The sequence below is a fragment of the Streptomyces sp. NPDC022552 genome (genome assembly GCF_055561875.1).
Genome location: NZ_JBVHGJ010000011.1, coordinates 214752 through 238769, shown reverse-complemented (window position 1 = coordinate 238769; position 24018 = coordinate 214752). Strand labels below are relative to the sequence as shown.

General features: G+C 71.9%; 20 protein-coding genes. 18 read left to right on the top strand and 2 right to left on the bottom strand.

Translation table 11 applies throughout. From position 1 onward, the window contains the following. The first annotated feature begins 27 nt into the window (after positions 1–27). The 3 genes from ACZ3OF_RS26765 (at position 28) to ACZ3OF_RS26755 (ending at position 3756) form a co-directional block, all read left to right on the top strand. A complete protein-coding gene (locus ACZ3OF_RS26765; protein WP_467307224.1) occupies positions 28–996 on the top strand; it encodes a LysR family transcriptional regulator in 969 nt (322 codons plus the stop codon). Between the two features lie 183 nt (positions 997–1179). After that, positions 1180–2544 (top strand): nitrate/nitrite transporter, encoded by a 1365-nt coding sequence (locus ACZ3OF_RS26760; protein WP_361673761.1) that lies wholly within the window; start codon positions 1180–1182, stop codon positions 2542–2544. Positions 2545–2619: 75 nt separating this feature from the next. Continuing rightward, on the top strand, positions 2620–3756 hold the full coding sequence (locus ACZ3OF_RS26755; protein ID WP_361673759.1) for a uroporphyrinogen-III synthase: 1137 nt from the start codon (positions 2620–2622) through the stop codon (positions 3754–3756). Between the two features lie 18 nt (positions 3757–3774). On the opposite strand, the gene ACZ3OF_RS26750 is transcribed toward ACZ3OF_RS26755, so the two are convergent. Beyond that, positions 3775–4257, bottom strand: coding sequence for an anthrone oxygenase family protein (locus ACZ3OF_RS26750; RefSeq protein ID WP_467307221.1), 483 nt, complete (start codon positions 4255–4257; stop codon positions 3775–3777). 286 nt (positions 4258–4543) lie between these two features. Between ACZ3OF_RS26750 and ACZ3OF_RS26745 the strand changes: the two genes are divergently transcribed. The 6 genes from ACZ3OF_RS26745 (at position 4544) to ACZ3OF_RS26720 (ending at position 11535) form a co-directional block, all read left to right on the top strand. After that, complete coding sequence (locus tag ACZ3OF_RS26745) at positions 4544–5095, top strand: CGNR zinc finger domain-containing protein (RefSeq protein WP_361673755.1); 552 nt, start codon at positions 4544–4546, stop codon at positions 5093–5095. Between the two features lie 95 nt (positions 5096–5190). Continuing rightward, positions 5191–5778: a sigma-70 family RNA polymerase sigma factor gene (locus ACZ3OF_RS26740; RefSeq protein WP_361673850.1), complete on the top strand. Its 588-nt coding sequence runs from the start codon at positions 5191–5193 to the stop codon at positions 5776–5778. Continuing rightward, positions 5775–6641, top strand: coding sequence for a zf-HC2 domain-containing protein (locus tag ACZ3OF_RS26735; protein ID WP_361673753.1), 867 nt, complete (start codon positions 5775–5777; stop codon positions 6639–6641). The genes ACZ3OF_RS26740 and ACZ3OF_RS26735 overlap by 4 nt, the downstream gene beginning before the upstream one ends. Before the next feature lie 89 nt (positions 6642–6730). Beyond that, complete coding sequence (locus ACZ3OF_RS26730; RefSeq protein WP_467307263.1) at positions 6731–9070, top strand: HelD family protein; 2340 nt, start codon at positions 6731–6733, stop codon at positions 9068–9070. Positions 9071–9436: 366 nt separating this feature from the next. Then, a complete protein-coding gene (locus ACZ3OF_RS26725; protein ID WP_361673751.1) occupies positions 9437–10873 on the top strand; it encodes an NAD-dependent malic enzyme in 1437 nt (478 codons plus the stop codon). 380 nt (positions 10874–11253) lie between these two features. After that, the gene (locus ACZ3OF_RS26720; RefSeq protein WP_017237029.1) at positions 11254–11535 is read left to right on the top strand and encodes an HU family DNA-binding protein; all 282 of its coding nucleotides are present in this window, start codon (positions 11254–11256) and stop codon (positions 11533–11535) included. A 204-nt stretch (positions 11536–11739) separates the two neighbouring features. Here the strand turns inward: ACZ3OF_RS26720 and murA are convergent, their stop codons facing one another. Then, entirely contained in the window at positions 11740–13080 is a 1341-nt protein-coding gene (gene murA / locus ACZ3OF_RS26715; RefSeq protein WP_158987783.1) for a UDP-N-acetylglucosamine 1-carboxyvinyltransferase, read from the bottom strand. A 264-nt stretch (positions 13081–13344) separates the two neighbouring features. Between murA and ACZ3OF_RS26710 the strand changes: the two genes are divergently transcribed. The 9 genes from ACZ3OF_RS26710 (at position 13345) to ACZ3OF_RS26670 (ending at position 23993) form a co-directional block, all read left to right on the top strand. Next, on the top strand, positions 13345–13905 hold the full coding sequence (locus ACZ3OF_RS26710) for a YqgE/AlgH family protein (RefSeq protein ID WP_260229604.1): 561 nt from the start codon (positions 13345–13347) through the stop codon (positions 13903–13905). A 30-nt stretch (positions 13906–13935) separates the two neighbouring features. Next, positions 13936–14226, top strand: a complete 291-nt coding sequence (locus tag ACZ3OF_RS26705; protein WP_260229605.1) for a DUF3039 domain-containing protein — start codon at positions 13936–13938, stop codon at positions 14224–14226. 228 nt (positions 14227–14454) lie between these two features. Next, positions 14455–15798 carry an extracellular solute-binding protein gene (locus ACZ3OF_RS26700; protein ID WP_467307217.1) on the top strand — a complete coding sequence of 448 codons (1344 nt, stop codon included), beginning with the start codon at positions 14455–14457 and terminating at the stop codon, positions 15796–15798. Positions 15799–15803: 5 nt separating this feature from the next. Continuing rightward, entirely contained in the window at positions 15804–16751 is a 948-nt protein-coding gene (locus tag ACZ3OF_RS26695) for a carbohydrate ABC transporter permease (protein ID WP_361673747.1), read from the top strand. Further along, positions 16748–17599: a carbohydrate ABC transporter permease gene (locus ACZ3OF_RS26690; RefSeq protein ID WP_361673745.1), complete on the top strand. Its 852-nt coding sequence runs from the start codon at positions 16748–16750 to the stop codon at positions 17597–17599. The genes ACZ3OF_RS26695 and ACZ3OF_RS26690 overlap by 4 nt, the downstream gene beginning before the upstream one ends. A 4-nt stretch (positions 17600–17603) precedes the next feature. Then, positions 17604–19262, top strand: a complete 1659-nt coding sequence (locus ACZ3OF_RS26685; RefSeq protein ID WP_467307214.1) for a beta-N-acetylhexosaminidase — start codon at positions 17604–17606, stop codon at positions 19260–19262. Between the two features lie 236 nt (positions 19263–19498). Further along, positions 19499–20374: an FAD binding domain-containing protein gene (locus ACZ3OF_RS26680; protein WP_352187423.1), complete on the top strand. Its 876-nt coding sequence runs from the start codon at positions 19499–19501 to the stop codon at positions 20372–20374. Next, complete coding sequence (locus tag ACZ3OF_RS26675) at positions 20371–21681, top strand: 2Fe-2S iron-sulfur cluster-binding protein (protein ID WP_361673742.1); 1311 nt, start codon at positions 20371–20373, stop codon at positions 21679–21681. The genes ACZ3OF_RS26680 and ACZ3OF_RS26675 overlap by 4 nt, the downstream gene beginning before the upstream one ends. Then, positions 21678–23993: a xanthine dehydrogenase family protein molybdopterin-binding subunit gene (locus ACZ3OF_RS26670; RefSeq protein ID WP_361673741.1), complete on the top strand. Its 2316-nt coding sequence runs from the start codon at positions 21678–21680 to the stop codon at positions 23991–23993. The genes ACZ3OF_RS26675 and ACZ3OF_RS26670 overlap by 4 nt, the downstream gene beginning before the upstream one ends. Positions 23994–24018 lie beyond the last annotated feature (25 nt).

Here is a 24018-nt window from a genome sequence, read left to right as displayed (position 1 = left end):
TCACGCGCCCGTGTTGTTAAATGCCGGGTGGTCACTTCGTACGACATAGAACCCCGGCTCCTGCGCGCCTTCACCGCCGTCGCCGAGGAGCTGCACTTCACCCGCGCCGCCGCCCGCCTGTACGTCGCCCAGCAGGCCCTCTCCCGCGACATCCGGCGGCTGGAACGGGACCTGGGCACGGACCTGTTCGTACGGACGACCCGCCAGGTCACGCTCACCCCGGACGGTACGCGCCTGGTCCCGTACGCCCGCAGGGTGCTGACCGCCTGCGACGAACTCGCCGACGCCTTCCGGGCGGCCGCCAGGCCCCTGCTCGTCGACCTCAACAGCACCGGCCTCGCCGCCCGGGGCCGTGTCATGGAGCGGGCCCGCGAACTCGCCCCCGAGCAGGAGCTGATGGCCCGCTACGAGAACGGGCTGACCGGGGCCGCCGCCGAGATCGTCGCCGGGCGCCTCGACGCCTCCTTCGGACGGTACGGCGGGCTCGACGCGTCCACGCGGAGCCGGCTCGCCTCGCAGTTCGTCCGGTACGAGCCGATGGCGATCGTGCTCCCCGACGACCACCGGCTCGCGCACCTGGCGGAGGTGCCGCTGGCCGCCCTGGAGGGCGAGAGCGTCTACGCGGGCGCCGGCAACGACCGGACCCCGGAGTGGACCGACCTGGCCGCCCGGCTCTTCGCGGGGCGCGGCATCTCCGTCGCGCCGCCCGCGCCGATGGCGGTGGGGAAGGAGGAGTTCCAGCGGATCATGGCCAAACTCCGTACCCCCGTCCTCGCGGTGGTCGACTTCCCGCCGCTGGAGGGCTCCGTGCTGCGGCCCCTCGTCGACCCCGTGCCGCTCTCCCCGGTGAGCCTGGTGTGGCGCAAGGGGCTGCGCCACCCCGGCCTGGACGCACTGCGCACCGCCGCGGCCGAGATCGGCGCGCGGGACGGCTGGCTGGACCGCCCCGCGGACTCCTGGCTGCCGGAGGGCGAGCCGGGGGTGCCGGGCACATAGGGGGAGCGGACGTGCAGGGGGAGCGGGACCTCCGTACTCACACCGGATCCGCACACCAGGTGAGAGCAAGGTTCCGCACCCGTCACTTTCCGCCACCGCCCCGAAACGCGGCCTCCCTAGGGTCGTACCCCAAGAGGTCCAGAGCATCTGGACGCTCGGGACCCGACACCGTGGAGGTACGTGATGGGCGGCCGGTGGATCGAACGGTGGGAGCCGGAGGACGAGACCTTCTGGCGTGAACAAGGAGAGCGGATCGCCCGGCGTAATCTGCTCTTCTCCGTCTTCTCCGAGCACATCGGGTTCTCCGTCTGGAGCCTGTGGTCGGTCATGGTCCTGTTCATGGGGCCCGAGTACGGCATCGACCCGGCGGGGAAGTTCTTCCTGATCGCGACCGCCACCTTCGTGGGCGCGCTGATCCGCGTCCCGTACACCTTCGCCGTCGCCCGCTTCGGCGGCCGCAACTGGACGATCGTCAGCGCGCTGCTGCTCCTGCTGCCGACGGGCGTCGCCTACGCGGTGATGGAGCCGGGAACCTCGTACGGCACCTTCCTGCTCGTCGCCGTGCTCACCGGTGTCGGCGGCGGCAACTTCGCCTCCTCCATGACCAACATCAACGCCTTCTTCCCGCTGCGGAAGAAGGGCTGGGCGCTCGGCCTCAACGCGGGCGGCGGCAACATCGGCGTCCCCGTCGTCCAGCTCGTCGGACTGCTGGTCATCGGCACCGCCGGAGCCCTGCACCCGCGGATCGTCCTCGGCGTCTACGTCCCGCTCGTCGTCGTCGCGGCCGTCTGCGCCGCGCTCTTCATGGACAACCTCGCCCCGGTCAAGAACGACACCGGGGCCGCGAAGGAGGCCGTGAGGGCCGGCCACACCTGGATCATGGCCTTCCTCTACATCGGCACCTTCGGTTCCTTCATCGGCTACAGCTTCGCCTTCGGGCTCGTCCTGCAGACCCAGTTCGGCCGCACCCCGCTCCAGGCCGCGTCGCTCACCTTCATCGGCCCGCTCCTCGGCTCGCTGATCCGGCCGCTCGGCGGCTCCCTCGCCGACCGGTACGGCGGCGCCCGCATCACGCTCTGGAACTTCGGCGGGATGGCCGTGGCGACCGGTGTGGTCGTATACGCCTCCGTCATCGAGTCGCTGACCGTCTTCCTCGTCGGCTTCATCGCCCTCTTCGTCCTCAGCGGGCTCGGCAACGGCTCCACGTACAAGATGATCCCGGCGATCTTCCTCGCCCAGGGACACCGCAAGGGGCTGTCGGGCGACGCGGCGGAGGCGTACGGGCGCAGGCTCTCCGGGGCCGCCATGGGGCTGATCGGGGCCGTGGGCGCGCTCGGCGGGCTCGGCATCAACCTGGCCTTCCGGCAGTCGTTCCAGACGGCCGGCACCGGCACCGGCGCCTTCGTCGCCTTCCTGCTCTTCTACGCGGCCTGCATGGTCGTCACCTGGGCGGTGTACCTTCGCCGGCCGGCGGCCGTCCCGGACACGGCCGAGGGCGTGGGCGCCGAGGGCGAGACGACGTCGCAGCGCGGATACGCCGAGGTGTGACCGGAAATGGTCCGTAACGGCCAGGAAATACCGGCGAACCGAGCCTGTCACGGATCCACGTCAGGCTCGGTCGTCATGAACGAGCAAGAGCAGGGGCCCCTCGCGGGGTTCACCGTCGGAGTCACCGCCGCGCGGCGCGCCGACGAGCTGAGCACGCTTCTCCGTCGCCGGGGCGCGGCCGTGGTCCACGGCGCGGCGCTGCGGATCGTGCCGCTCGCGGACGACACGGAACTGCTCGCCGCGACGAAGGAACTCATCGGCCACGCCCCGGACGTCGTCGTCGCCACGACGGCGATCGGCTTCCGGGGCTGGGTCGAGGCGGCGGACGGCTGGGGCCACGGCGAGGCACTCCTCGACTGCCTGCGGGGTGTGGAGCTGCTCGCCAGGGGCCCGAAGGTCAAGGGAGCGGTACGGGCGGCAGGGCTCACCGAATCGTGGTCGCCGTCCTCCGAGTCCATGGCCGAGGTGCTCGACCGGCTGCTCGCCGAGGGGGTGACGGGGCGTCGGATCGCGCTCCAGCTGCACGGGGAGCCGCTGCCGGGGTTCGTGGAGGCGCTGACGGCGGGCGGCGCGGAGGTCGTGGGCGTACCGGTCTACCGGTGGATGCCGCCCGAGGACATCGGCCCGCTCGACCGGCTCCTGGACGGGGTGCTTTCGGGCACCCTGGACGCGGTGACCTTCACCAGCGCACCGGCCGCCGCGTCGCTGCTGACGCGGGCGGAGGACCGGGGAGCGCTGACCGAACTCGTCGAAGCGCTGCGCCACGACGTGCTCGCGCTGTGCGTGGGGCCTGTGACGGCGCTGCCGCTCCAGGCGCACGGCGTCGACACGTTGCAGCCCGAGCGCTTCCGGCTCGGGCCGCTGGTGCAACTGCTCTGCCAGGAACTGCCGTCCCGGGCCCGTGCGCTCCCGGTGGCGGGCCACCGCATCGAGATCCGGGGGCACGCGGTCGTCGTCGACGGCTCGCTGCGGCCGGTCCCGCCGGCCGGGATGGCGCTGCTCGCCACCCTGGCCCGGCGCCCCGGCTGGGTCGTCTCCCGCGCGGACCTGCTCCGCGCCCTGCCCGGCTCGGGCCGCGACGAGCACGCGGTGGAGACGGCGATGGCCCGGCTGCGGACGGCACTCGGTACGCCGAAACTGATCCAGACGGTGGTCAAGCGGGGGTACCGGCTTGCCCTGGACCCGGTGGCGGACACGAAGTACGACCAGTAGGGGCGGGATGCGGCGCGGTCACCGCGCCCGGCGCATCGCGAGCGCCCGCAGCAGGCAGACGAAGCCCGCCGTCGTCAGGACCGCGCGGACGAGGTTCCAGGCCACCCACGGTGCCTCGAAGTCCGCGCGGGCCCGTACCGGGTCCGTGGCCGCCGCGAGGGCGTCGTTGAGCGGGACGTTCACCGCGGAGGTGACCACGAGGACGGCGATGTACAGGGCCGCCGCAGCGAACACCCAGAACCGCGCCGGGGTGCCCCGCAGCTGCCATGCCGCGACCGCCGTGAGGATCAGCGCCCCGAAGAAGGGCGTGAAGAAGACCGGGTTCTGGATCACGTCGTTGATGTTCCGCATCACCTCCACGAAGACCCGGTCGTCGCTGCGCGCGAGCGCCGGCATCACCGAGCACACGTACGCGAACCACACCCCGGCGATCAGTCCCGTCGCCACCGTCGCCGCGCCCAGTACCGCGCCGGCCGCCGTCCCACCCCTGTTGTCCGTCATGACGCCCAGTCAACCGACCACGAACCGGGGGAACCATGGATGTGCGTCCACGTTCCATACGCGTACGTCCACGGTGACGGCCCGACCTCCATGGCGATCCCCGTCGCATGATGTGAACGTGTTCATTTGAACGCGTGCAAGCCAGCGGGAGGCGGTGCGCGGCTCGACACGTTCGGGCAGGAACGGCGACCCGCCCCCTGGCGGGGGCCGTCCGGGGTGGGCACTCTGGTCGCAGCGCCCCGCCGGCCCCCCGCCGGCCCCGCGACCGCGAGGTGGTGACAGGGTCATGACCGTACGGTTCGACTCCGGGCGGATCTGCCTGGATCTGGCCGCCCACGCGCTCGACCGCACCGACGCTCTCGACGACTTCCTGCGCGCCGCCGGACTCGTCCCCGCCGCCGTGCCGCTCCGCGCGCTCGACAGCGCCTGGGTCGTACGCTTCCGCGAACTCCGCGACTGTGTCCTCGAGCTGGTGCACGCTCAGCTCGACGGGCGGCGCGCAGGGCCCGCCCTGGAGCGGCTCAACGCCCTCGCCGCCGCCTCCGCGCCTCCCGCGCCCCGCGCCGTGCGCACCGAGACCGGCGGACTCGTGCGGGCCCTCAGCGACGAACCCGACTGCCGCGCGCTCCTCGCCGCCGTCGCCCGCGACGCCGTCGACCTGCTCACCGACCCTGACGCCCGCGCCCTGCTCCGCCGTTGCGAGAGCGACGACTGCCGCCGCTGCTACCTCGACACCTCCCGCGGGCGCCGCCGCCGCTGGTGCTCCAGCGAGGCATGCGGAAACCGGGAACGCGTTGCCCGGCATCGGGCAGCCCGACGGGCGAAGGCGGGCGTCTGAAGAATCTCGTGAAAAACTTCGTACGACGTTGAGTCGAACCCGCCCGGACTCCGTACCTCTCCACGACAGACAGGGACTCGACCGGGAGGTTCGTGGTGCGCAAGGATGCGGCCGTGGCCGATGAACGTCCGCATCGGGCCCGGCATCGCAGCGAGGTGTCACGCCACCGACCCGCCGTCCCTGACGAGGAGTTGATGCGTGCTCTCTACCGCGAACATGCCGGGCCCCTGCTCGCCTATGTACTTCGCCTCGTCGCCGGCGACCGCCAGCGTGCCGAGGACGTCGTGCAGGAGACGCTCATCCGTGCCTGGAAGAACGCCGGCCAGCTCAACCGGGCTACCGGCTCCGTCAGACCTTGGCTTGTGACGGTTGCCCGGCGCATCGTCATCGACGGCCACCGAAGCCGGCAGGCCCGGCCCCAGGAGGTCGATCCGTCACCGCTCGAGGTCCTGCCCGCGGAGGACGAGATCGACAAGGCGCTGTGGCTGATGACGCTCTCTGACGCTCTCGAAGATTTGACGCCCGCCCACCGGGAAGTGTTGGTCGAGACCTACTTCAAGGGGCGTACGGTCAATGAGGCGGCCGAGACCCTCGGCATACCTGCCGGGACCGTGCGTTCCCGAGTGTTCTACGCACTTCGTTCCATGAAAATCGCGCTGGAGGAGAGGGGGGTTTCGGCATGAGCAGCGGCATGACACCGCCGCACGACGCCGCGGGTGCGTACGTACTCGGCATCCTTGACGATGTCGACACCGCCGCCTTCGAGGCGCACCTGGCGGGTTGCGAGCTCTGCGCCGCGCACGTGGAGGAGTTCGCCGGGATGGAGCCGATGCTCGCCATGCTGGCGGACGCGGACGCCCCGGCGGCCTTCGGCCCGTCGGCGATCGATCCGTACGCCGACAGGGCCTTCGACGACTTCGCACCCCGGCCGCCCGCCCCGCCCGGCCCCCGCCGCGCCCCGGGCACCCCCGTCGCGCTGCACGCCGTCGGCGCCCCGCCCGGACCCGAGCTCCTGGACCGGCTCATCGACGAGGTCGGCGCCAAGCGCGCGAGCCGTCGCCGCCGCTCCCTGTACCTCGTCGCGGCCGCCGCCGTCCTCGTCATCGGCGGGCCCGCCGTCGCCGTCGTGGCCACCTCCGGCGGCGAACGGGAGAACCGGGCGGTCGAACCGCACCCCACCAGCCCGGCCGAGGACGCCTTCTTCAACCACATGGACGAGAAGATCCAGGCCACCGACCCGACGACGAAGATCAGCGCGACCGTCGGCCTGGAGAAGAAGGGCTGGGGCACCCACACCGTCCTGGAGCTCAAGAACGTCAAGGGTCCCCTGAAGTGCCGGCTCGTCGCCGTCTCCAAGAGCGGTGAGGAGGAGACCGTGACCTCCTGGGCCGTCCCGAAGTGGGGGTACGGCATCCCCGGGGCCACCCAGGAGAGCGCCAAGAACCCGCTCTACGTCCACGGCGGCGCGGCCATGGACCGCAACGACATCGACCACTTCGAGGTCCGGACCTTCGACGGCGAACGCCTCGTGGAGGTCGAGGCCTGACATTTTGCCCCCCTGTGGCGTACGCTCGACGGCTGCCCAGTGCACGTCAGAAGGGGGCCTCAGTGGCCGCGCAGGAAGCCGTGGAGGCCATGGCCGCCATGGACGCCACCGACACGGTCCGGGACCGTGAGATCGGTGTCGAGCAGGAACATCTGGACAAGGTCTACCGCCGCCTCGAGGAGAAGATCCACGAGGCGGAGTTCCTGATGAACGACGCCGCCAAACGCGGCCAGGTCGGAACTCCCGGCGCGCTCGCCGAGCGGGACGCCCAGGTCTTCCGGGCCGGCGTGCACCTCAACCGGCTCAACAACGAGTTCGAGGACTTCCTCTTCGGCCGGATCGACCTGCTGTACGGCAAGGACGGCAAGAAGGGACCCGACGGCGCCTACACGTCCGTCGAGCCCGCCGAGGACGCCGTACGGCCCGACAACACGGCCGAGATCGGCGAGACCCTCCACATCGGCCGGATCGGCGTCCTCGACTCCGACTACGCGCCGCTGGTCATCGACTGGCGGGCGCCCGCCGCCGCGCCCTTCTACCGCTCCACGCCGGTCGACCCCGGCCGCGTGGTGCGCCGCCGCGTCATCCGCTCCAAGGGCCGCAAGGTCCTCGGGGTCGAGGACGACCTGATGCGCCCGGAGCTGACCGCGACCCTCGACGGGCGCGACCTGCCGGTGATCGGCGACGGCGCCCTGATGGCCGCGCTCGGCCAGGCCCGCAGCCACACCATGCGCGACATCGTCTCCTCCATCCAGGCCGAGCAGGACCTCGTCATCCGCGCGCCCGCCGCCTCGATCACGTACGTCGAGGGCGGCCCGGGCACCGGGAAGACGGCGGTCGCCCTGCACCGGGCGGCCTATCTGCTCTACCAGGACCGGCGCCGGTACGCGGGCGGCATCCTGATCGTCTCCCCGACACCGCTGCTCGTCTCGTACACCGAGGGCGTGCTGCCCTCGCTGGGCGAGGAGGGGCAGGTCGCGATCCGCGCGCTCGGCTCGCTGGTGGACGGCGTCGAGGCCACCACGTACGACGAACCGGCCGTCGCCCGGATCAAGGGCTCCTCCCGCATGCTCGCCGTCCTGCGCAAGGCGGCCCGCGGCGCCCTGGAGACCCCCGCGCCCCGGGCCCACGGTCAGCAGGCTCTCGGGGAGGAGGAGGCCGCCCCGGCGCCCGCCGCCACCCCGACCCGCCTGCGGGTCGTCGCCTTCGGCCGCCGCCTGGAGCTGGAGGCCGACGAGCTCCAGCGCATCCGCCACAACGTGCTCGGCGGCTCCGCGCCCGTCAACCTGCTGCGCCCGCGCGCCCGCAAGCTGCTGCTCGACGCCCTGTACGCCAAGTCCGGCGCCGCGGGCCGGCACAGCGACCCCGAGCTCGCCGCCGAGCTGCGCTCCTCCTTCGACGAGGACGTCTCCACCGAGGACTCCTTCCTCGGCTTCCTCGACGCCTGGTGGCCCGAGCTCACCCCCCGCCAGGTCCTCGGCGCGATGGCCGACGAGAAGCGCCTCGGCCGCTGGGCCCGGCGCGTCCTCAACCAGGGCGAGGTCCGGCGGCTCGCCCGCTCGCTGCGCCGCGACGGCCTCTCCGTGCACGACGTGGCGCTCCTGGACGAGCTGAACACCCTCCTGGGCACCCCTGCCAGGCCCCGCAAGAAGCGGGAGTACGACCCGCTGGACCAGCTGACGGGCCTCGAGGAGCTCATGCCCGTACGGGAGGAGACCCAGCGAGAGCGGGCCGAGCGGCTCGCGGCGGAGCGCACCGAGTACGCGCACGTCATCGTCGACGAGGCCCAGGACCTCACGCCCATGCAGTGGCGGATGGTGGGACGGCGCGGCCGCACCGCCACCTGGACGGTCGTCGGCGACCCGGCGCAGTCCTCCTGGTCGACCCCGGACGAGGCCGCCGAGGCCCGCGACGAGGCGCTCGGCAGCCGCCCGCGCCGCCGTTTCGAGCTGACCGTGAACTACCGCAACCCCGCCGAGATCGCCGAACTGGCCGCCAAGGTGCTCGCCCTCGCCATGCCCGGCAAGGAGTCCCCGCGCGCGGTCCGGTCGACCGGTGTGGAGCCGCGCTTCGTGGCGGTGGGCGGCAAGGACGATCTGGCCGGAACCGTACGGGCGGAGGCGCAGCGTCTGCTCGAACGGGTGGACGGAACGGTCGGTGTCGTGGTCGCCATGAACCGCCGCGAGCAGGCGGCCGGCTGGCTCGCCGACCTCGGCGACCGGGTCGTGGCGCTGGGCTCCCTGGAGGCCAAGGGCCTGGAGTACGACGCCACCGTGGTCGCCTCGCCGGCGGAGATCGCGGACGAGTCCCCGGCCGGCCTGCGGGTCCTGTACGTGGCGCTGACCCGCGCCACCCAGCAGCTCACGGTGGTCTCGGGCGCCCGGGACGTACCGGACGCGGACGGGGTGCCGGACCTGCTCAGGGACTGATTTCAGGTCAACATGCGTCGCAGGAATCACTTACCAGGGTGGTTTGTTAGCCTGTCTATGGCACCGGCTCGATCCAAGCCCCCGGGCCCAACCTTCGTCCCTTAGAGGGACCACTTGCCGCGAGGCGAGCATGGCGGGTCGGTGCCATCTTGTACGTACATACAGAAGAGGTCCGCGTCACCCACGGGTGATCGCGGACCTCTTCTGTTTCCCCAGAGCTTCTCGTATGGTGGAAACTACTTTCCGAAAACAAAATGACCGCATTACCTGCTACCGGCTGGTAGGTGCGACGATCGGAGGGCGCCGCCGGGCAACCAGCCGTGGCGGCGTAGCAACGAAGCTCAGGGAAAGCAGAGGAACTCGGCCATGGCAACGGCGCCCAGCGTCTCGTACTCGATGACGGTCCGGCTGGAGGTTCCCGCCAGTGGAACCGCGGTCTCCCAGCTCACCACGGCGGTGGAGTCCCACGGCGGTTCCGTCACCGGCCTCGACGTGACCGCCTCCGGCCACGAGAAGCTCCGGATCGACGTCACCATCGCCGCGACCTCGACCGCGCACGCCGACGAGATCGTCGCGCAGCTGCGCACCATCGAGGGCGTCGTCCTCGGCAAGGTCTCGGACCGTACGTTCCTGATGCACCTCGGCGGCAAGATCGAGATGGCGTCCAAGCACCCCATCCGCAACCGTGACGACCTCTCCATGATCTACACCCCGGGCGTGGCCCGGGTCTGCATGGCGATCGCCGAGAACCCCGAGGACGCCCGCCGCCTCACCATCAAGCGCAACTCCGTCGCGGTCGTGACGGACGGCTCCGCCGTCCTCGGCCTGGGCAACATCGGCCCCAAGGCCGCCCTGCCCGTCATGGAGGGCAAGGCGGCCCTCTTCAAGCGCTTCGCCGGCATCGACGCCTGGCCGATCTGCCTGGACACCCAGGACACCGACGCCATCGTCGAGATCGTCAAGGCCATCGCCCCCGGCTTCGCGGGCATCAACCTGGAGGACATCTCCGCCCCCCGCTGCTTCGAGATCGAGGCCCGCCTGCGCGAGGCCCTCGACATCCCGGTCTTCCACGACGACCAGCACGGCACGGCGATCGTGGTCCTCGCCGCCCTCACCAACGCGCTGCGCGTGGTCGGCAAGAGCATCGGTGACGTACGGGTCGTCATGTCCGGCGCGGGCGCCGCCGGTACGGCCATCCTGAAGCTCCTCATCGCCGCGGGCGTCAAGCACGCCGTCGTCGCCGACATCCACGGTGTCGTCCACGCCGGACGCGAGGACCTCGTCGAGGCCGCGCCCGGCACCCCGCTGCGCTGGATCGCCGACAACACCAACCCCGAGGGCGTCACCGGCACCCTCAAGCAGGCCGTCGTCGGCGCGGACGTCTTCATCGGCGTGTCGGCCCCGAACCTGCTCGGCGCGGACGACGTCGCCGCCATGGCGGACGACGCGATCGTGTTCGCGCTCGCGAACCCGGACCCCGAGGTCGACCCGGCAATCGCCCGTCAGACGGCGGCCGTTGTGGCCACCGGCCGCTCGGACTTCCCGAACCAGATCAACAACGTGCTGGTCTTCCCGGGTGTCTTCCGCGGCCTCCTCGACGCCCAGTCGCGTACCGTCAACACGGAGATGATGCTCGCGGCCGCCTCGGCGCTCGCCGACGTCGTCACCGAGGACGAGCTGAACCCCAACTACATCATCCCGTCGGTCTTCAACGACAAGGTCGCCGGTGCCGTCGCGGGCGCCGTCCGCACCGCTGCGAAGGCGGCCGGCGCGAGCGCCGGCAACGGGACGAACGGGCTCTGAGAAGAGCCCCGACACGACGTGCGGCGGGCCGGAACGGGGCCGTGAAAGGTCCCGGGCCCGCCGCCGGAACGGCGCGTCGGCAGGCGCCGCGCCGTAGATCCGCCGTAGGGTGGCGCTTCGGCTCCAAAGAGTTTCGGCGGAGTCGACGGAACGTCACCACGCCAGAGCCCGTGGCGCTTTTCGTGTGACCCCAGAGGGTGCCGGATTGGCGTTCCCGCCGCTGGTGGGGGCAGGATGCCTATTCGGGCGCGAGGGTCTGTCACCAGACCCGGGTCCGGGGACTGTCCGAGGGCCCTGGCAGCATCGGCTTCGCTGTGCCCATACATGCGGCTCCGCCGCGTGGCACGCCTCACAGGCAAGAAGAACACGGGAGTAACAACATGAACCGCAGTGAGCTGGTGGCCGCCCTGGCCGACCGCGCCGAGGTGACCCGCAAGGACGCCGACGCCGTGCTGGCCGCTCTCGCCGAGACCGTCGGCGAGGTCGTCGCCAAGGGCGACGAGAAGGTCACCATCCCCGGCTTCCTGACCTTCGAGCGCACCCACCGTGCCGCTCGCACCGCTCGTAACCCGCAGACCGGCGACCCGATCAACATCCCGGCCGGCTACAGCGTGAAGGTCTCCGCGGGCTCGAAGCTCAAGGAAGCCGCCAAGGGCAAGTAAGCCTGTAGGCACACCGCCGAAGGCGCCCATGCGGGCTTCTAGGCAACAGAGAGGGCGGCCACCCTGTCAGGGGGTGGCCGCCCTCTTGTTCGCCCGCGAGCGCGCCGCCTGAGGCTGCGACGAGGCCCCCGTACCCCTGATGGGGGTACGGGGGCCTCGTCGTGCCTGCCGAGTGGCGGGTCGGACCAGCGCGCGAGTGGCGGGTCAGACCAGCGCGCTGCCCGGGAGCTCGACCTTCGCGCCCAGCTCCACGAGCTTCTCCATGAAGTTCTCGTAGCCGCGGTTGATCAGGTCGATGCCGTGGACCCGGGACGTGCCCTGGGCCGCCAGCGCCGCGATCAGGTACGAGAAGCCGCCGCGGAGGTCCGGGATGACCAGGTCGGCGCCCTGGAGCTTCGTCGGGCCCGACACGACCGCCGAGTGCAGGAAGTTCCGCTGGCCGAAGCGGCAGTCCGAGCCGCCCAGGCACTCGCGGTACAGCTGGATGTGCGCACCCATCTGGTTCAGCGCCGAGGTGAAGCCGAGCCGCGACTCGTACACCGTCTCGTGGACGATGGAGAGGCCGGCGGCCTGCGTCAGCGCCACCACCAGCGGCTGCTGCCAGTCGGTCTGGAAGCCGGGGTGCACGTCCGTCTCCAGGGCGATCGCGTTGAGCGAGCCGCCCGGGTGCCAGAAGCGGATGCCCTCGTCGTCGATCTCGAAGGCGCCACCCACCTTCCGGTACGTGTTGAGGAAGGTCATCATCGAACGCTGCTGCGCGCCGCGGACGTAGATGTTGCCCTCGGTCGCCAGCGCCGCCGACGCCCAGGAGGCCGCCTCCAGGCGGTCCGGGAGCGCGCGGTGCGTGTAGCCGTCGAGGCGGTCCACACCGGTGATCCGGATCGTCCGGTCCGTGTCCATGGAGATGATCGCGCCCATTTTCTGCAGGACGCAGATCAGGTCCTCGATCTCCGGCTCCACGGCCGCGTTGGAGAGCTCGGTGACGCCCTCCGCCAGGACGGCCGTCAGCAGCACCTGCTCGGTCGAGCCGACCGAGGGGTACGGCAGCCGGATCTTGGTGCCGCGCAGCCGCTGCGGGGCCTCCAGGTACTGGCCGTCCGCCCGCTTCTCGATCGTCGCACCGAACTGACGCAGCACGTCGAAGTGGAAGTCGATGGGCCGACCGCCGATGTCGCAGCCGCCCAGACCCGGGATGAAGGCGTGCCCGAGGCGGTGCAGCAGCGGGCCGCAGAAGAGGATCGGGATGCGCGACGAACCGGCGTGGGCATCGATGTCAGCCACGTTGGCGGACTCGACGTGCGTCGGGTCGAGGACCAGCTCGCCCGGCTCCTCGCCGGGGCGGACCGTCACCCCGTGCAGCTGGAGGAGTCCGCGAACGACGCGGACGTCACGGATGTCGGGCACATTGCGGAGTCTGCTCGGCCCGCTGCCGAGCAGGGCGGCGACCATCGCCTTGGGCACGAGGTTCTTCGCGCCGCGAACGCGGATCTCGCCCTCCAGCGGGGTGCCGCCGTGGACAAGCAGTACATCGTCTGTGCCGGTCATGAATCTCGCGTTCCGGTCGGGTCGGGCAGGGGGCCAGGGAAAAGGGTAAGGGGCGTAGGCCCCCCGCTAGGAAGCCTCAGGGCGCTCGACAGATGTAATGAATTCGGCACAACACCCTCTGTTCATGCGATCTTGCGGAGTGTCACCGTCCGTTTGTGGCTCCGGACGCCCGGCGCGGCCCCTCTGAACTGCATGGGTCGTCGGTCTGTCCGTACTCTCCCGGTCGACCCCCGCCGAGAGCGATGATGCGGGATCATGTGTCGCATGACCGAGGTGTCCTCGCTCACAGGACGGCTGCTCGTCGCCACCCCCGCCCTCGCCGACCCCAACTTCGACCGCGCGGTGGTGCTTCTCCTCGACCACGACGACGAGGGCTCCCTCGGCGTTGTCCTCAACCGGCCGACGCCGGTCACGGTCGGTGACATCCTCGCGCCCTGGGCCGACCTGGCCGGTGAGCCGGGCGTGGTCTTCCAGGGCGGCCCGGTCTCCCTGGACGCGGCGCTCGGCCTCGCGGTGATCCCCGGTGACGAGGGCCCCCTGGGGTGGCGCCGGGTCTTCGGCGCGATCGGTCTGGTCGACCTGGAGACCCCGCCCGAACTGCTCGGTCCCGCACTGGGCTCCCTCCGGATCTTCGCCGGCTACGCGGGCTGGGGCCCGGGCCAGCTGGAGACGGAACTGGGCGACGGCGCCTGGTACGTGGTCGAGTCCGAACCCGGCGACGTCTCCTCGCCGCGCCCGGAGACCCTGTGGCGCGAGGTCCTCCGCCGCCAGCGGAGCGACCTCGCGATGGTGGCGACATACCCGGACGACCCTTCGCTCAACTGACTGCTCCCGTCCCCAGTACCCTTGGTTCCCATGAGCACTCTCGAGCCCGAGCGCGGGGCAGGTACGGGAACCCTCGTCGAGCCGACGCCGCAGGTGTCCCACGGTGATGGTGACCACGAGCGCTACGCCCATTACGTCCAGAAGGACAAGATCATGGCGAGCGCCCTCGACGGCACTCCCGTGGTCGCACTGTGCGGGAAGGTCTGGGTGCCGGGGCGCGACCCCAAGAAGTACCCCGTCTGTCCGATGTGCAAGGAGATCTACGAGTCCATGGGCTCCGGCGGCGGAGACAAGGACAAGGGCGGCAAGGACAAGAAGTAGGACGGTCCTGACGGTCGGGACGGCCCCCGGCGCGCGCACTTCGGTGCGTGCGCCGGGGGCCGTTCGCGTTCGAGGGCCCTTCGGTGTCGCGTTGCACGGTGTGCTTCCGCCGGTCACAGAGTGGTTGAGACCACTTGTCCGGGAGTTGGTCCGCCCCTAACCTCTCGCGTGTTGTGCAGCACGAAACGCCCGTTGCGTATGTTGCAACACCATCGGAGGGGACCCGTCATGAAGCTTCCTGCCCTCCCCCGAGCTCTCGACTTCGCTCGAGCAGGGGGGACCCCCATCGCCGCCACGGCCACCGCACTCCTGCTGGCCGGCCTCACCGCCACCGCCTGTGCCCCGCAGACCTCCGACGGCAAGGTTTCGGCGGACGAGAAGACCGGCACCCTGCGCGTCTGGCTCTTCCAGGAGGTCGACAACACGCCGAAGAAGCAGATCGTCGACGCCGCCGTCGCCGCCTTCGAGAAGCGGCACGAGGGGGCGAAGGTCGAGGTCGAGTACATCCCCGTCGAGACCCGCGCCCAGCGCGTCAAGGCCGCCTTCAACGACCCGAAGTCCGCGCCCGACGTCATCGAGTACGGCAACACCGACACCGCCGGCTATGTGAAGGACGGCGGACTCGCCGACATCAGCGCCGAGTTCGGCGCCTGGGCCGAGGCCAAGGACACCGACCCCACCGCCAAGTCCTCCGTCACCGTGGGCGGCAGGATCTACGGCGCACCCCTCTTCGTCGGCGTCCGCGCGCTGTACTACCGCACCGACGTCTTCAAGGACCTCGGCCTCACCGCGCCCAAGACGCAGGACGAGCTGATCTCCACCGCGAAGAAGATCCACAAGGAACGGCCCGAGCTGTACGGAATGGCCGTCGGCGGCGCCAACACCTACGGCGCGATGCCCTTCCTCTGGGCCAACGGCGGTGAACTCGCCACGCAGGACGGCGGCGCGTACCGCGGCGCCGTCAACTCGGAGGCCGCACGCAAGGGCATCGCCTCGTACACCTCCCTCTTCGGCGACGACAACTGTCCGGCCGCCAAGTGCGCCCAGATGGGCGGCAACGCGACCGTCACCGCCTTCGCCTCCGGAAAGGCCGCGATGGTGATCGGCGGCGACTTCGTCCGCGCGGCGGTCGACGCGGGCGCCGCGAAGGGCAGGTACGCCGTCGTACCGCTTCCCGGTCTGACGCCCGGCTCGATCGCCCCGGCGTTCGCGGGCGGCAACAACATCGGTGTGATGAAGAGCAGTTCCCACCGCACCCTCGCCGTCGACCTGATGAAGTCCCTGGCCGGCAAGGAGACCCAGGGCAAGCTCTTCGACGCCATGGGCTTCCTGCCCACGTTCACCGACGTACGGACGCGGGCGGCCGAGAAGGAGCCCTTCGTGAAGCCGTTCATCGACACGCTCGGCGCCGGCACCAAGTTCGTCCCCGCGTCCCCCGGCTGGGGCCAGATCGACGCCTCGCTGGTGCTGCCGACGATGTTCCAGGAGATCGTCAGCGGCCGTAAGGACGTGAAGGCGGCCTCGGACGACGCGGCGAAGAAGATGGACGCGGCGTTCGCGGCCGCGGGCTGACCGGCATGACCCTGACCACCACGAAGACCACGGCGGTGGAGGCGCCGCCCGACGCCCGCCCGCCCCGCCGCCCCCGGGGCCGGTCCGGCTGGACGCCCTGGCTCTATCTGCTCCCCGCCCTCGTCGTCCTCGGCGGGCTCCTCGTCTACCCGATCTACCAGCTCGGGCTCATCTCCTTCCTGGAGTACACCCAGGCCCAGGTCAGCGGTGGCGAGCCCACCTCCTTCCAGGGCTTCGGCAACTACACCGCGCTCTTCTCCGACCCGCAGTTCTGGCAGGTCCTCCTCGCCACGGTCCTCTTCGCCGCCGCCTGCGTCGTCGCCACGCTCGCCGTGGGCTGCGCGCTGGCCGTGCTCCTGACCCGCGTACGGGCCGTGCCCCGCCTCGCGCTCATGCTCGCCGCGCTCGCCGCCTGGGCCACGCCCGCGGTCACCGGCTCCACGGTCTGGGTCTTCCTCTTCGACCCCGACTTCGGCCCGGTCAACCGGCTGCTCGGGCTCGGCGACTTCTCCTGGACGTACGGGCGCCACAGCGCCTTCGCCCTGGTGCTCTTCGAGGTCGTCTGGTGCTCGTTCCCGTTCGTGATGGTCACCGTCTACGCGGGCATCAAGGCCATCCCGTCGGAGGTCCTGGAGGCCGCGGCGCTCGACGGCGCCTCGCAGTGGCGGATCTGGCGCTCGGTCATGGCGCCGATGCTCCGGCCGATCCTGGTCGTCGTCACGATCCAGTCGATCATCTGGGACTTCAAGCTCTTCACCCAGATCTACGTGATGACCAACGGCGGCGGGATCGCCGGCCAGAACCTCGTCCTCAACGTGTACGCGTACCAGAAGGCCTTCGCCTCGTCCCAGTACAGCCTGGGTTCGGCGATCGGCGTCGTCATGCTGCTGATCCTCCTGGCGGTGACGCTGGTCTACCTCCGCCTGCTCCGACGCCAGGGAGAAGAACTGTGAGCGCCTTCCGCGTCCGGACCCCGATACGGCGCCCCGGGCGCCTCGCGGCCGAGGCCGTCGCCCTGCTCGTCGCGGCCGTGGTCGCCTTCCCCGTGTACTGGATGGTCCTCTCGGCCTTCAAGCCGGCCGGGGAGGTCCAGTCGGCGCACCCGCGGCCGTGGACCCTCTCCCCGTCCCTCGACTCCTTCCGACGCGTCTTCGAACAGCAGGATTTCGGCCGGTACTTCCTCAACTCGCTGATCGTCGCCTGCACGGTCGTCGTCGCCTCCGCGCTGATCGCCTTCCTCGCGGCGACGGCGGTGACCCGCTTCCGCTTCCGGTTCCGGACGACGCTGCTCGTGATGTTCCTGGTCGCCCAGATGGTGCCGATAGAGGCGCTGACGATCCCGCTCTTCTTCCTGATGCGGGACCTCGGCCAGCTCAACACGCTGGGCTCGCTGGTCCTTCCGCACATCGCCTTCTCGCTCCCGTTCGCGATCTGGATGCTGCGCGGCTTCGTGAAGGCGGTCCCGGAGGCGCTGGAGGAGCAGGCGGCGCTCGACGGCGCGAGCCGTACGCGCTTCCTGTGGCAGATCCTCTTCCCGCTGGTCTTCCCGGGGCTCGTGGCGACGAGCGTCTTCTCGTTCATCTCGACCTGGAACGACTTCCTGTTCGCGAAGTCGTTCCTCATCAGTGACACCTCGCAGTCGACCCTCCCGATGGCGCTGCTGGTCTTCTTCAAGCCGGACGAGAACGACTGGGGCGGCATCATGGCGGGTTCGACCGTGATGACGATCCCGGTGCTCGTCTTCTTCGTACTCGTACAGCGCCGCCTGGTCTCGGGCCTGGGCGGGGCGGTGAAGGACTGACGCGATGACTGACGCGACGACCGACGCGACGACTGCCGAACACGACCTGATCCCCGCGCCGCGGAGCGTCGAGGGGCCTCACCGCCGCTGCGTCGGCCTGGACCGGCGGACCACCCTCGACGCGGCCCCCGGAACGGAGACCACCGAGCGCTGGCTGCGCGCCACGCTCGGCGCCGCCTTCGCGCTCCCGCTGCCGGCGGCGGCCGGCGGGAACGCGGCACACAGCATCCGGCTCCGCATCGACGACACCCTCGCCCCCGAGGCGTACCGGCTCCGCGTCCTGACGGACCAGGCCGTCGAGATCACGGGCGGCGGCCCGGCCGGGGTCTTCTGGGGCGCCCAGACGTTCCGGCAGCTCCTCGGCCCCGACGCCTTCCGCAAGGCACCCGTGAACCGCGAGGTCACCCTCGGCCTGGCGGTACAGGGCATCGAGGACGCCCCCCGCTTCGCCTGGCGCGGGCTCATGCTCGACGTCGCCCGGAACTTCATGCCCAAGGACGACGTCCTGCGCCAGCTGGACCTGATGGCCGCGCACAAGCTCAACGTCCTCCACCTCCACCTCACCGACGACCAGGGCTGGCGCGTCGAGATCGGGCGACACCCCGGGCTCACCGAGGTCGGCGCCTGGCGCGCCCGTACCAAGTGGGGACACCGGGCCTCGCCGCTCTGGAACGAGACGCCGCACGGCGGGTTCTACACCCAGGACGACATCCGCGAGATCGTCGCGTACGCCACCGAGCGGCACATCACCGTCGTCCCCGAGATCGACGTCCCGGGCCACTCCCAGGCCGCCATCGCCGCGTACCCGGAACTGGGCAACACCGACGTCGTCGACACGGCCGCCCTCACGGTCTGGGACACGTGGGGCGTCAACCCGAACGTCCTCGCTCCCACCGAGGCGACCCTCCGCTTCTACGAGGGCGTCTTCGAGGAGGTCCTCGACCTCTTCCCGTCGACCTTCGTGCACATCGGCGGCGACGAGTGCCCCAAGGACCAGTGGAAGGCGTCCCCGACGGCCCAGGCGCGCATCAAGGAGCTGGGGCTCGCCGACGAGAACGAACTGCAGTCCTGGTTCGTCCGCCATTTCGACAGCTGGCTCGCCGACCGCGGCCGCCGCCTGATCGGCTGGGACGAGATCCTGGAAGGCGGCCTGGCGCCGGGTGCGGCCGTCTCGTCCTGGCGGGGGTACGGGGGCGGGGTCACCGCCGCCGAGGCCGGGCACGACGTCGTCATGTGCCCCGAGCAGTACGTGTATCTGGATCATCGTCAGGCGCCGGGCGACGACGAGCCGATGCCCATCGGGTACGTACGGACCCTGGAGGACGTCTACCGCTTCGAGCCGGTGCCGCCGGCCCTGAGCCCCGAGGCCGCCGCCCACGTCCTGGGCACCCAGGCCAACGTCTGGACCGAGGTCATGGAGGACCGCTCCCGCGTCGACTACCAGGTCTTCCCGCGTCTCGCCGCCTTCGCCGAGGTCGCCTGGTCCGCGCTGCCCGCCCCCGAGGACCGGGACTTCGCCGGCTTCGAACGCCGGATGACCGCCCACTACCGGCGCCTGGACGCCCTCGGCGTCGGCTACCGGCCGCCCACCGGCCCGCGCCCCTGGCAGCAGCGCCCCGGGGTGGCCGGGCGGCCCCTCGAAGGAGCGCCCCCGAACGTGTGAGGCAGGTCGCGTCCCCACGTCACCCAAGAGCGGCAAAACGGAAGTTACCGTCGCCGGTACGGCTTCCTGGACGGAACCGTCCTTCGCGGACCCTCGCGTCGGACGGCTCGGAAGATGTGCCAGAGTTGCCACGTCCGGGCTGTGAGCACGTACGGTACGGCCACACAGGCGCGACAGCCGGGGACGAGTCGGGTACGAGTCGGGGACCGCCGGGGACACCGGGAAGGGGCAGCGGGTTGACCACGCACGCACCACAGACGGCGCAGTCCGTGACGCTGCCGGCCTCGCTCGACGAGGCCGTGGCGGCACTCACCGCCATGCCCGCCGCCGTACCGGTCGCGGGCGGCACGGACCTGATGGCCGCCGTCAACAAGGGCCAGCTCAGGCCCGCCGGCCTGGTCGGCCTCGGCCGCATCAACGAGATCCGCGGCTGGCAGTACCAGGACGGTCACGCCCTCCTCGGCGCCGGTCTCACCCACGCCCGGATGGGTCGCCCCGACTTCGCGGCCCTCATCCCCGCCCTCGCCGCCGCCGCGCGCGCCGCCGGGCCGCCCCAGATCCGTAACGCGGGCACCCTCGGCGGCAACGTGGTCACCGCGGCCCCCACGGGCGACTCCCTGCCCGTCCTGGCGGCCCTGGAGGCCGACCTCGTCGTCATGGGTCCGCTCGGCACGCGCGAGATCCCCGTCTCCCATCTGCTGGCGGGCCGCGACCTGCTGGCCCCCGGCGAGCTGGTCGCGTTCGTCCGCGTACCCCTCCTGCACGCCCCGCAGGTCTTCCTCAAGGCGACCGGCCGCACCGGCCCGGCGCGCGCCACCGCCTCCGTCGCGGTCGTCCTCGACCCGGCCAGGCGCGGGGTGCGCTGCGCGGTCGGCGCGATCGCGCCGATGCCGCTGCGGCCCCTGGAGGCGGAGCACTGGATCGCCTCGCTGGTCGACTGGGACGGCGACCGGGGGCTCGCCCCGGAGGCGCTGACGGCGTTCGGTGAGTACGTGGCGGCCGCGTGTATCCCGGACCCGCCGGGCGACGAGCAGCTGCCACCGGCCGTACTGCACCTGCGGCGCACGGTCGCCGCGCTGGCTCGACGGGCACTGGGGAGGGCGCTGTCGTGAGCGACGAACCGAACGGGAACGCGAGCGGGGGCGGCTGGGAGCCGATCCCGCAGAGCGAGGGGTACGACAACGACGCCACGGCGTTCGTGCAGTTGCCGCCCGAGTTCATGCTGGACGGCGTCCCGCTGGAGGCGCCGGGCCACGGCTACGTACCGCCGATGATCATGCCGCTGACGCCGCTCGCCCCGGCCGCGGGGACGGACCCGGCGGCGACGGGCCAGTGGGTCGTGCAGGTGCCGACGGCCGCGGAGACGACGGCTCCGGAGGCGCCGGAGCAGCCCGTGGACCCGGACCCGCACGCGACCGGGCAGTGGGCCTTCACGGAGCACACCGCGGAGCCCGATCCGCACGCGACCGGGCAGTGGAACTTCGCCGGGGCGGCCGGGACGCCAGACGCGTCCTCGACCGGGCAGTGGAAGATCCCTGTGGTGACGGACGGTTCGGACACCTCGGACGAATCCGGCGAGTACACGACGTCGATGCTGGCGCAGTACGCGAGCAGCGCCCCGGCGACCCTGCCGGGGGGCGCGCCGGCGCCCTGGGCGGTCCAGGAACCGGCCGCCGAGGCGGCGGAGGCGGACGAGCCCGGCCCGGCCGTGCCCGGGGAGCCCGAGGCGCTCACGGGCGGCCTGGAGGCATCTGAGGCCCATGGTGCCCCCGAGGCTGTGGGCGCCCCCGAGGCTGTGGAGCCGCCCGAGGCCCCTCCCGTCGCCGACGTCCCGGTCGTCTCCACGGGCAACAGCGCGGACAGCGACGAGCACCCGCACATCTCGTACGTCCTGCGTGTGAACGGCGCCGACCGTCCCGTGACGGAGTCCTGGATCGGCGAGTCGCTGCTCTACGTCCTGCGCGAGCGGCTCGGCCTGGCCGGCGCCAAGGACGGGTGCTCGCAGGGCGAGTGCGGCGCGTGCAACGTCCAGGTCGACGGCCGGCTCGTCGCCTCCTGCCTGGTGCCCGCGGCGACGGCCGCCGGCAGCGAGGTGCGCACGGTCGAGGGCCTGGCGACCGACGGCGAACCGTCCGACGTCCAGCGCGCCCTCGCCCGCTGCGGGGCCGTCCAGTGCGGCTTCTGCGTACCGGGCATGGCCATGACCGTGCACGACCTGCTGGAGGGGAACCACGCTCCGACCGAGCTGGAGACCCGCCAGGCGCTCTGCGGCAACCTCTGCCGGTGTTCGGGCTACCGGGGCGTGCTCGACGCCGTACGGGAGGTCGTCGCCGAGCGCGACGCGCAGGCGGCCGCGACGGCCGACGAAGCACGCATCCCGCACCAGATCCCGCACCCGCACGACGGAGGCACGGCGTGAGCAGCGACGCGACCACCGCCACCACGCCCGCGACGGCGCTCGACGTCGAGCAGGAGCCCATGGCCCACGGCCTGGGCACCTCCCTCCCGTCGGCCGACGCCCGCGCCAAGACCGAGGGCACCTTCCCCTACGCCTCCGACCTGTGGGCCGAGGGCCTGCTGTGGGCGGGCATCCTGCGCTCGCCGCACCCGCACGCCCGGATCGTCTCGATCGACACGACCGCGGCGGCCGACATGCCCGGCGTACGAGCCGTGGTGACCCACGCCGACCTGCCCGGGGACGCGACGTACGGCAGGACCGTCGCCGACCGCCCCGTCTTCGCGTCCGACCTCGTCCGTCACCACGGCGAGGCGATCGCGGCCGTGGCCGCGGACCATCCGGACACGGCCCGGCTCGCGGCGGCGGCGATCGCCGTGGAGTACGAGGTCCTGGAGCCCGTCACGGACCCGGAGAAGGCCTTCGCGGCGGAGGCGCTGCACCCGGACGGCAACCTGATCCGCCACATCCCGCTGCGGTTCGGCGACCCCGAGGCGGCGGGCGAGGTCGTGGTCGAGGGCCTGTACCGGATCGGCCGCCAGGACCCGGCCCCCATCGGAGCGGAGGCCGGCCTCGCCGTGCCGCGCCCCGACGGCGGGGTCGAGATCTACACGGCCTCCACCGACCCGCACACCGACCGGGACCTGGCGGCGGCCTGCTTCGGGCTCTCGCCGGACCAGGTCAAGGTGGTCGTGACGGGCGTCCCCGGGGCGACGGGCGACCGTGACGACCCGGGATTCCAGATCCCGCTGGGCCTGCTGGCGCTCCGCACCGGCTGCCCGGTCAAGCTCACCGCCACGCGCGAGGAGTCCTTCCTCGGCCACGCCCACCGCCACCCGACGCTGCTGCGCTACCGCCACCACGCGGACGCCGAGGGCCGGTTGGTGAAGGTGGAGGCGCAGATCCTGCTGGACGCCGGCGCGTACGCCGACGCGTCCTCGGAGTCGCTGGCCGCCGCCGTGGCCTTCGCCTGCGGTCCGTACGTCGTCCCGCACGCCTTCATCGAGGGCTGGGCGGTCCGTACGAACAACCCGCCGTCCGGCCATGTGCGGGGCGAGGGCGCGATGCAGGTGTGCGCGGCGTACGAGGCACAGATGGACAAGCTGGCGGCGAAGCTGGGCGTGGACCCGGTCGACGTACGGCTGCGCAACGTCCTGGCCACCGGGGACATCCTTCCGACCGGCCAGACGGTGACCTGCCCGGCCCCGGTGGCGGAACTCCTGACGGCGGTCCGTGACTTCCCCCTCCCCTCGCTCCCGATGGACACGCCGGAGGAGGACTGGCTGCTGCCGGGCGGCCCGGAGGGCGCGGGCGAACCGGGCGCGGTGCGCCGGGGCGTCGGCTACGCGCTCGGCATGGTCCACATGCTCGGCGCGGAGGGCGCGGACGAGGTCTCGACGGCGACGGTGAAGGTCCAGGACGGCGTGGCCACGGTCATCTGCTCCGCCGTGGACACGGGCTCGGGCTTCTCGACGCTGGCGCGCCAGATCGTCCAGGAGACGCTGGGCCTGGAGGAGGTCCATGTCGCCTCGGTCGACACGGACCAGCCGCCGGCGGGCCCGGCGACGCACGGCCGTCACACGTGGGTGTCGGGCGGGGCAGTGGAGCGCGCGGCGAAGATGGTCCGTACGCAGCTGCTGCAGCCCCTGGCGCACAAGTTCGGCATGTCGACGGAGCTGCTCCAGATCACGGACGGCAAGATCACGTCGTACGACGGCGTCCTGTCGACCACGGTCACGGAGGCGATGGACGGCAAGGAGCTCTGGGCGACCGCCCAGTGCCGCCCCCACCCGACCGAGCCCCTGGACGACTCGGGTCAGGGCGACGCCTTCGTGGGCCTCGCCTTCTGCGCGATCCGCGCGGTCGTGGACGTCGACATCGAGCTGGGCTCGGTCCGCGTGGTGGAGATGGCCGTCGCCCAGGACGTCGGCCGCGTCCTCAACCCGGCGCAGCTGGCCACCCGTATCGAGGCGGGCGTCACCCAGGGCGTCGGAGCGGCCCTCACGGAGAACCTCCGCACGGCCCGCGGCCTCCTCCGCCACCCGGACCTGACGGGCTACGCGCTCCCGACGGCCCTGGACGCCCCTGACATCCGCATCGTGAAGCTCGTCGAGGAACGCGACGTGGTGGCCCCCTTCGGCGCGAAGGCGGCGAGCGCGGTCCCGGTGGTCACCTCCCCGGCGGCGGTGGCCTCGGCGGTCCGCGCGGCGACGGGCCGCCCGGTCAACCGCCTCCCGATCCGCCCCCAGGCGGCGGTGGGCGCGGTCACGACGTGAGGCGCTGACCACGAGCCGTAGCGAT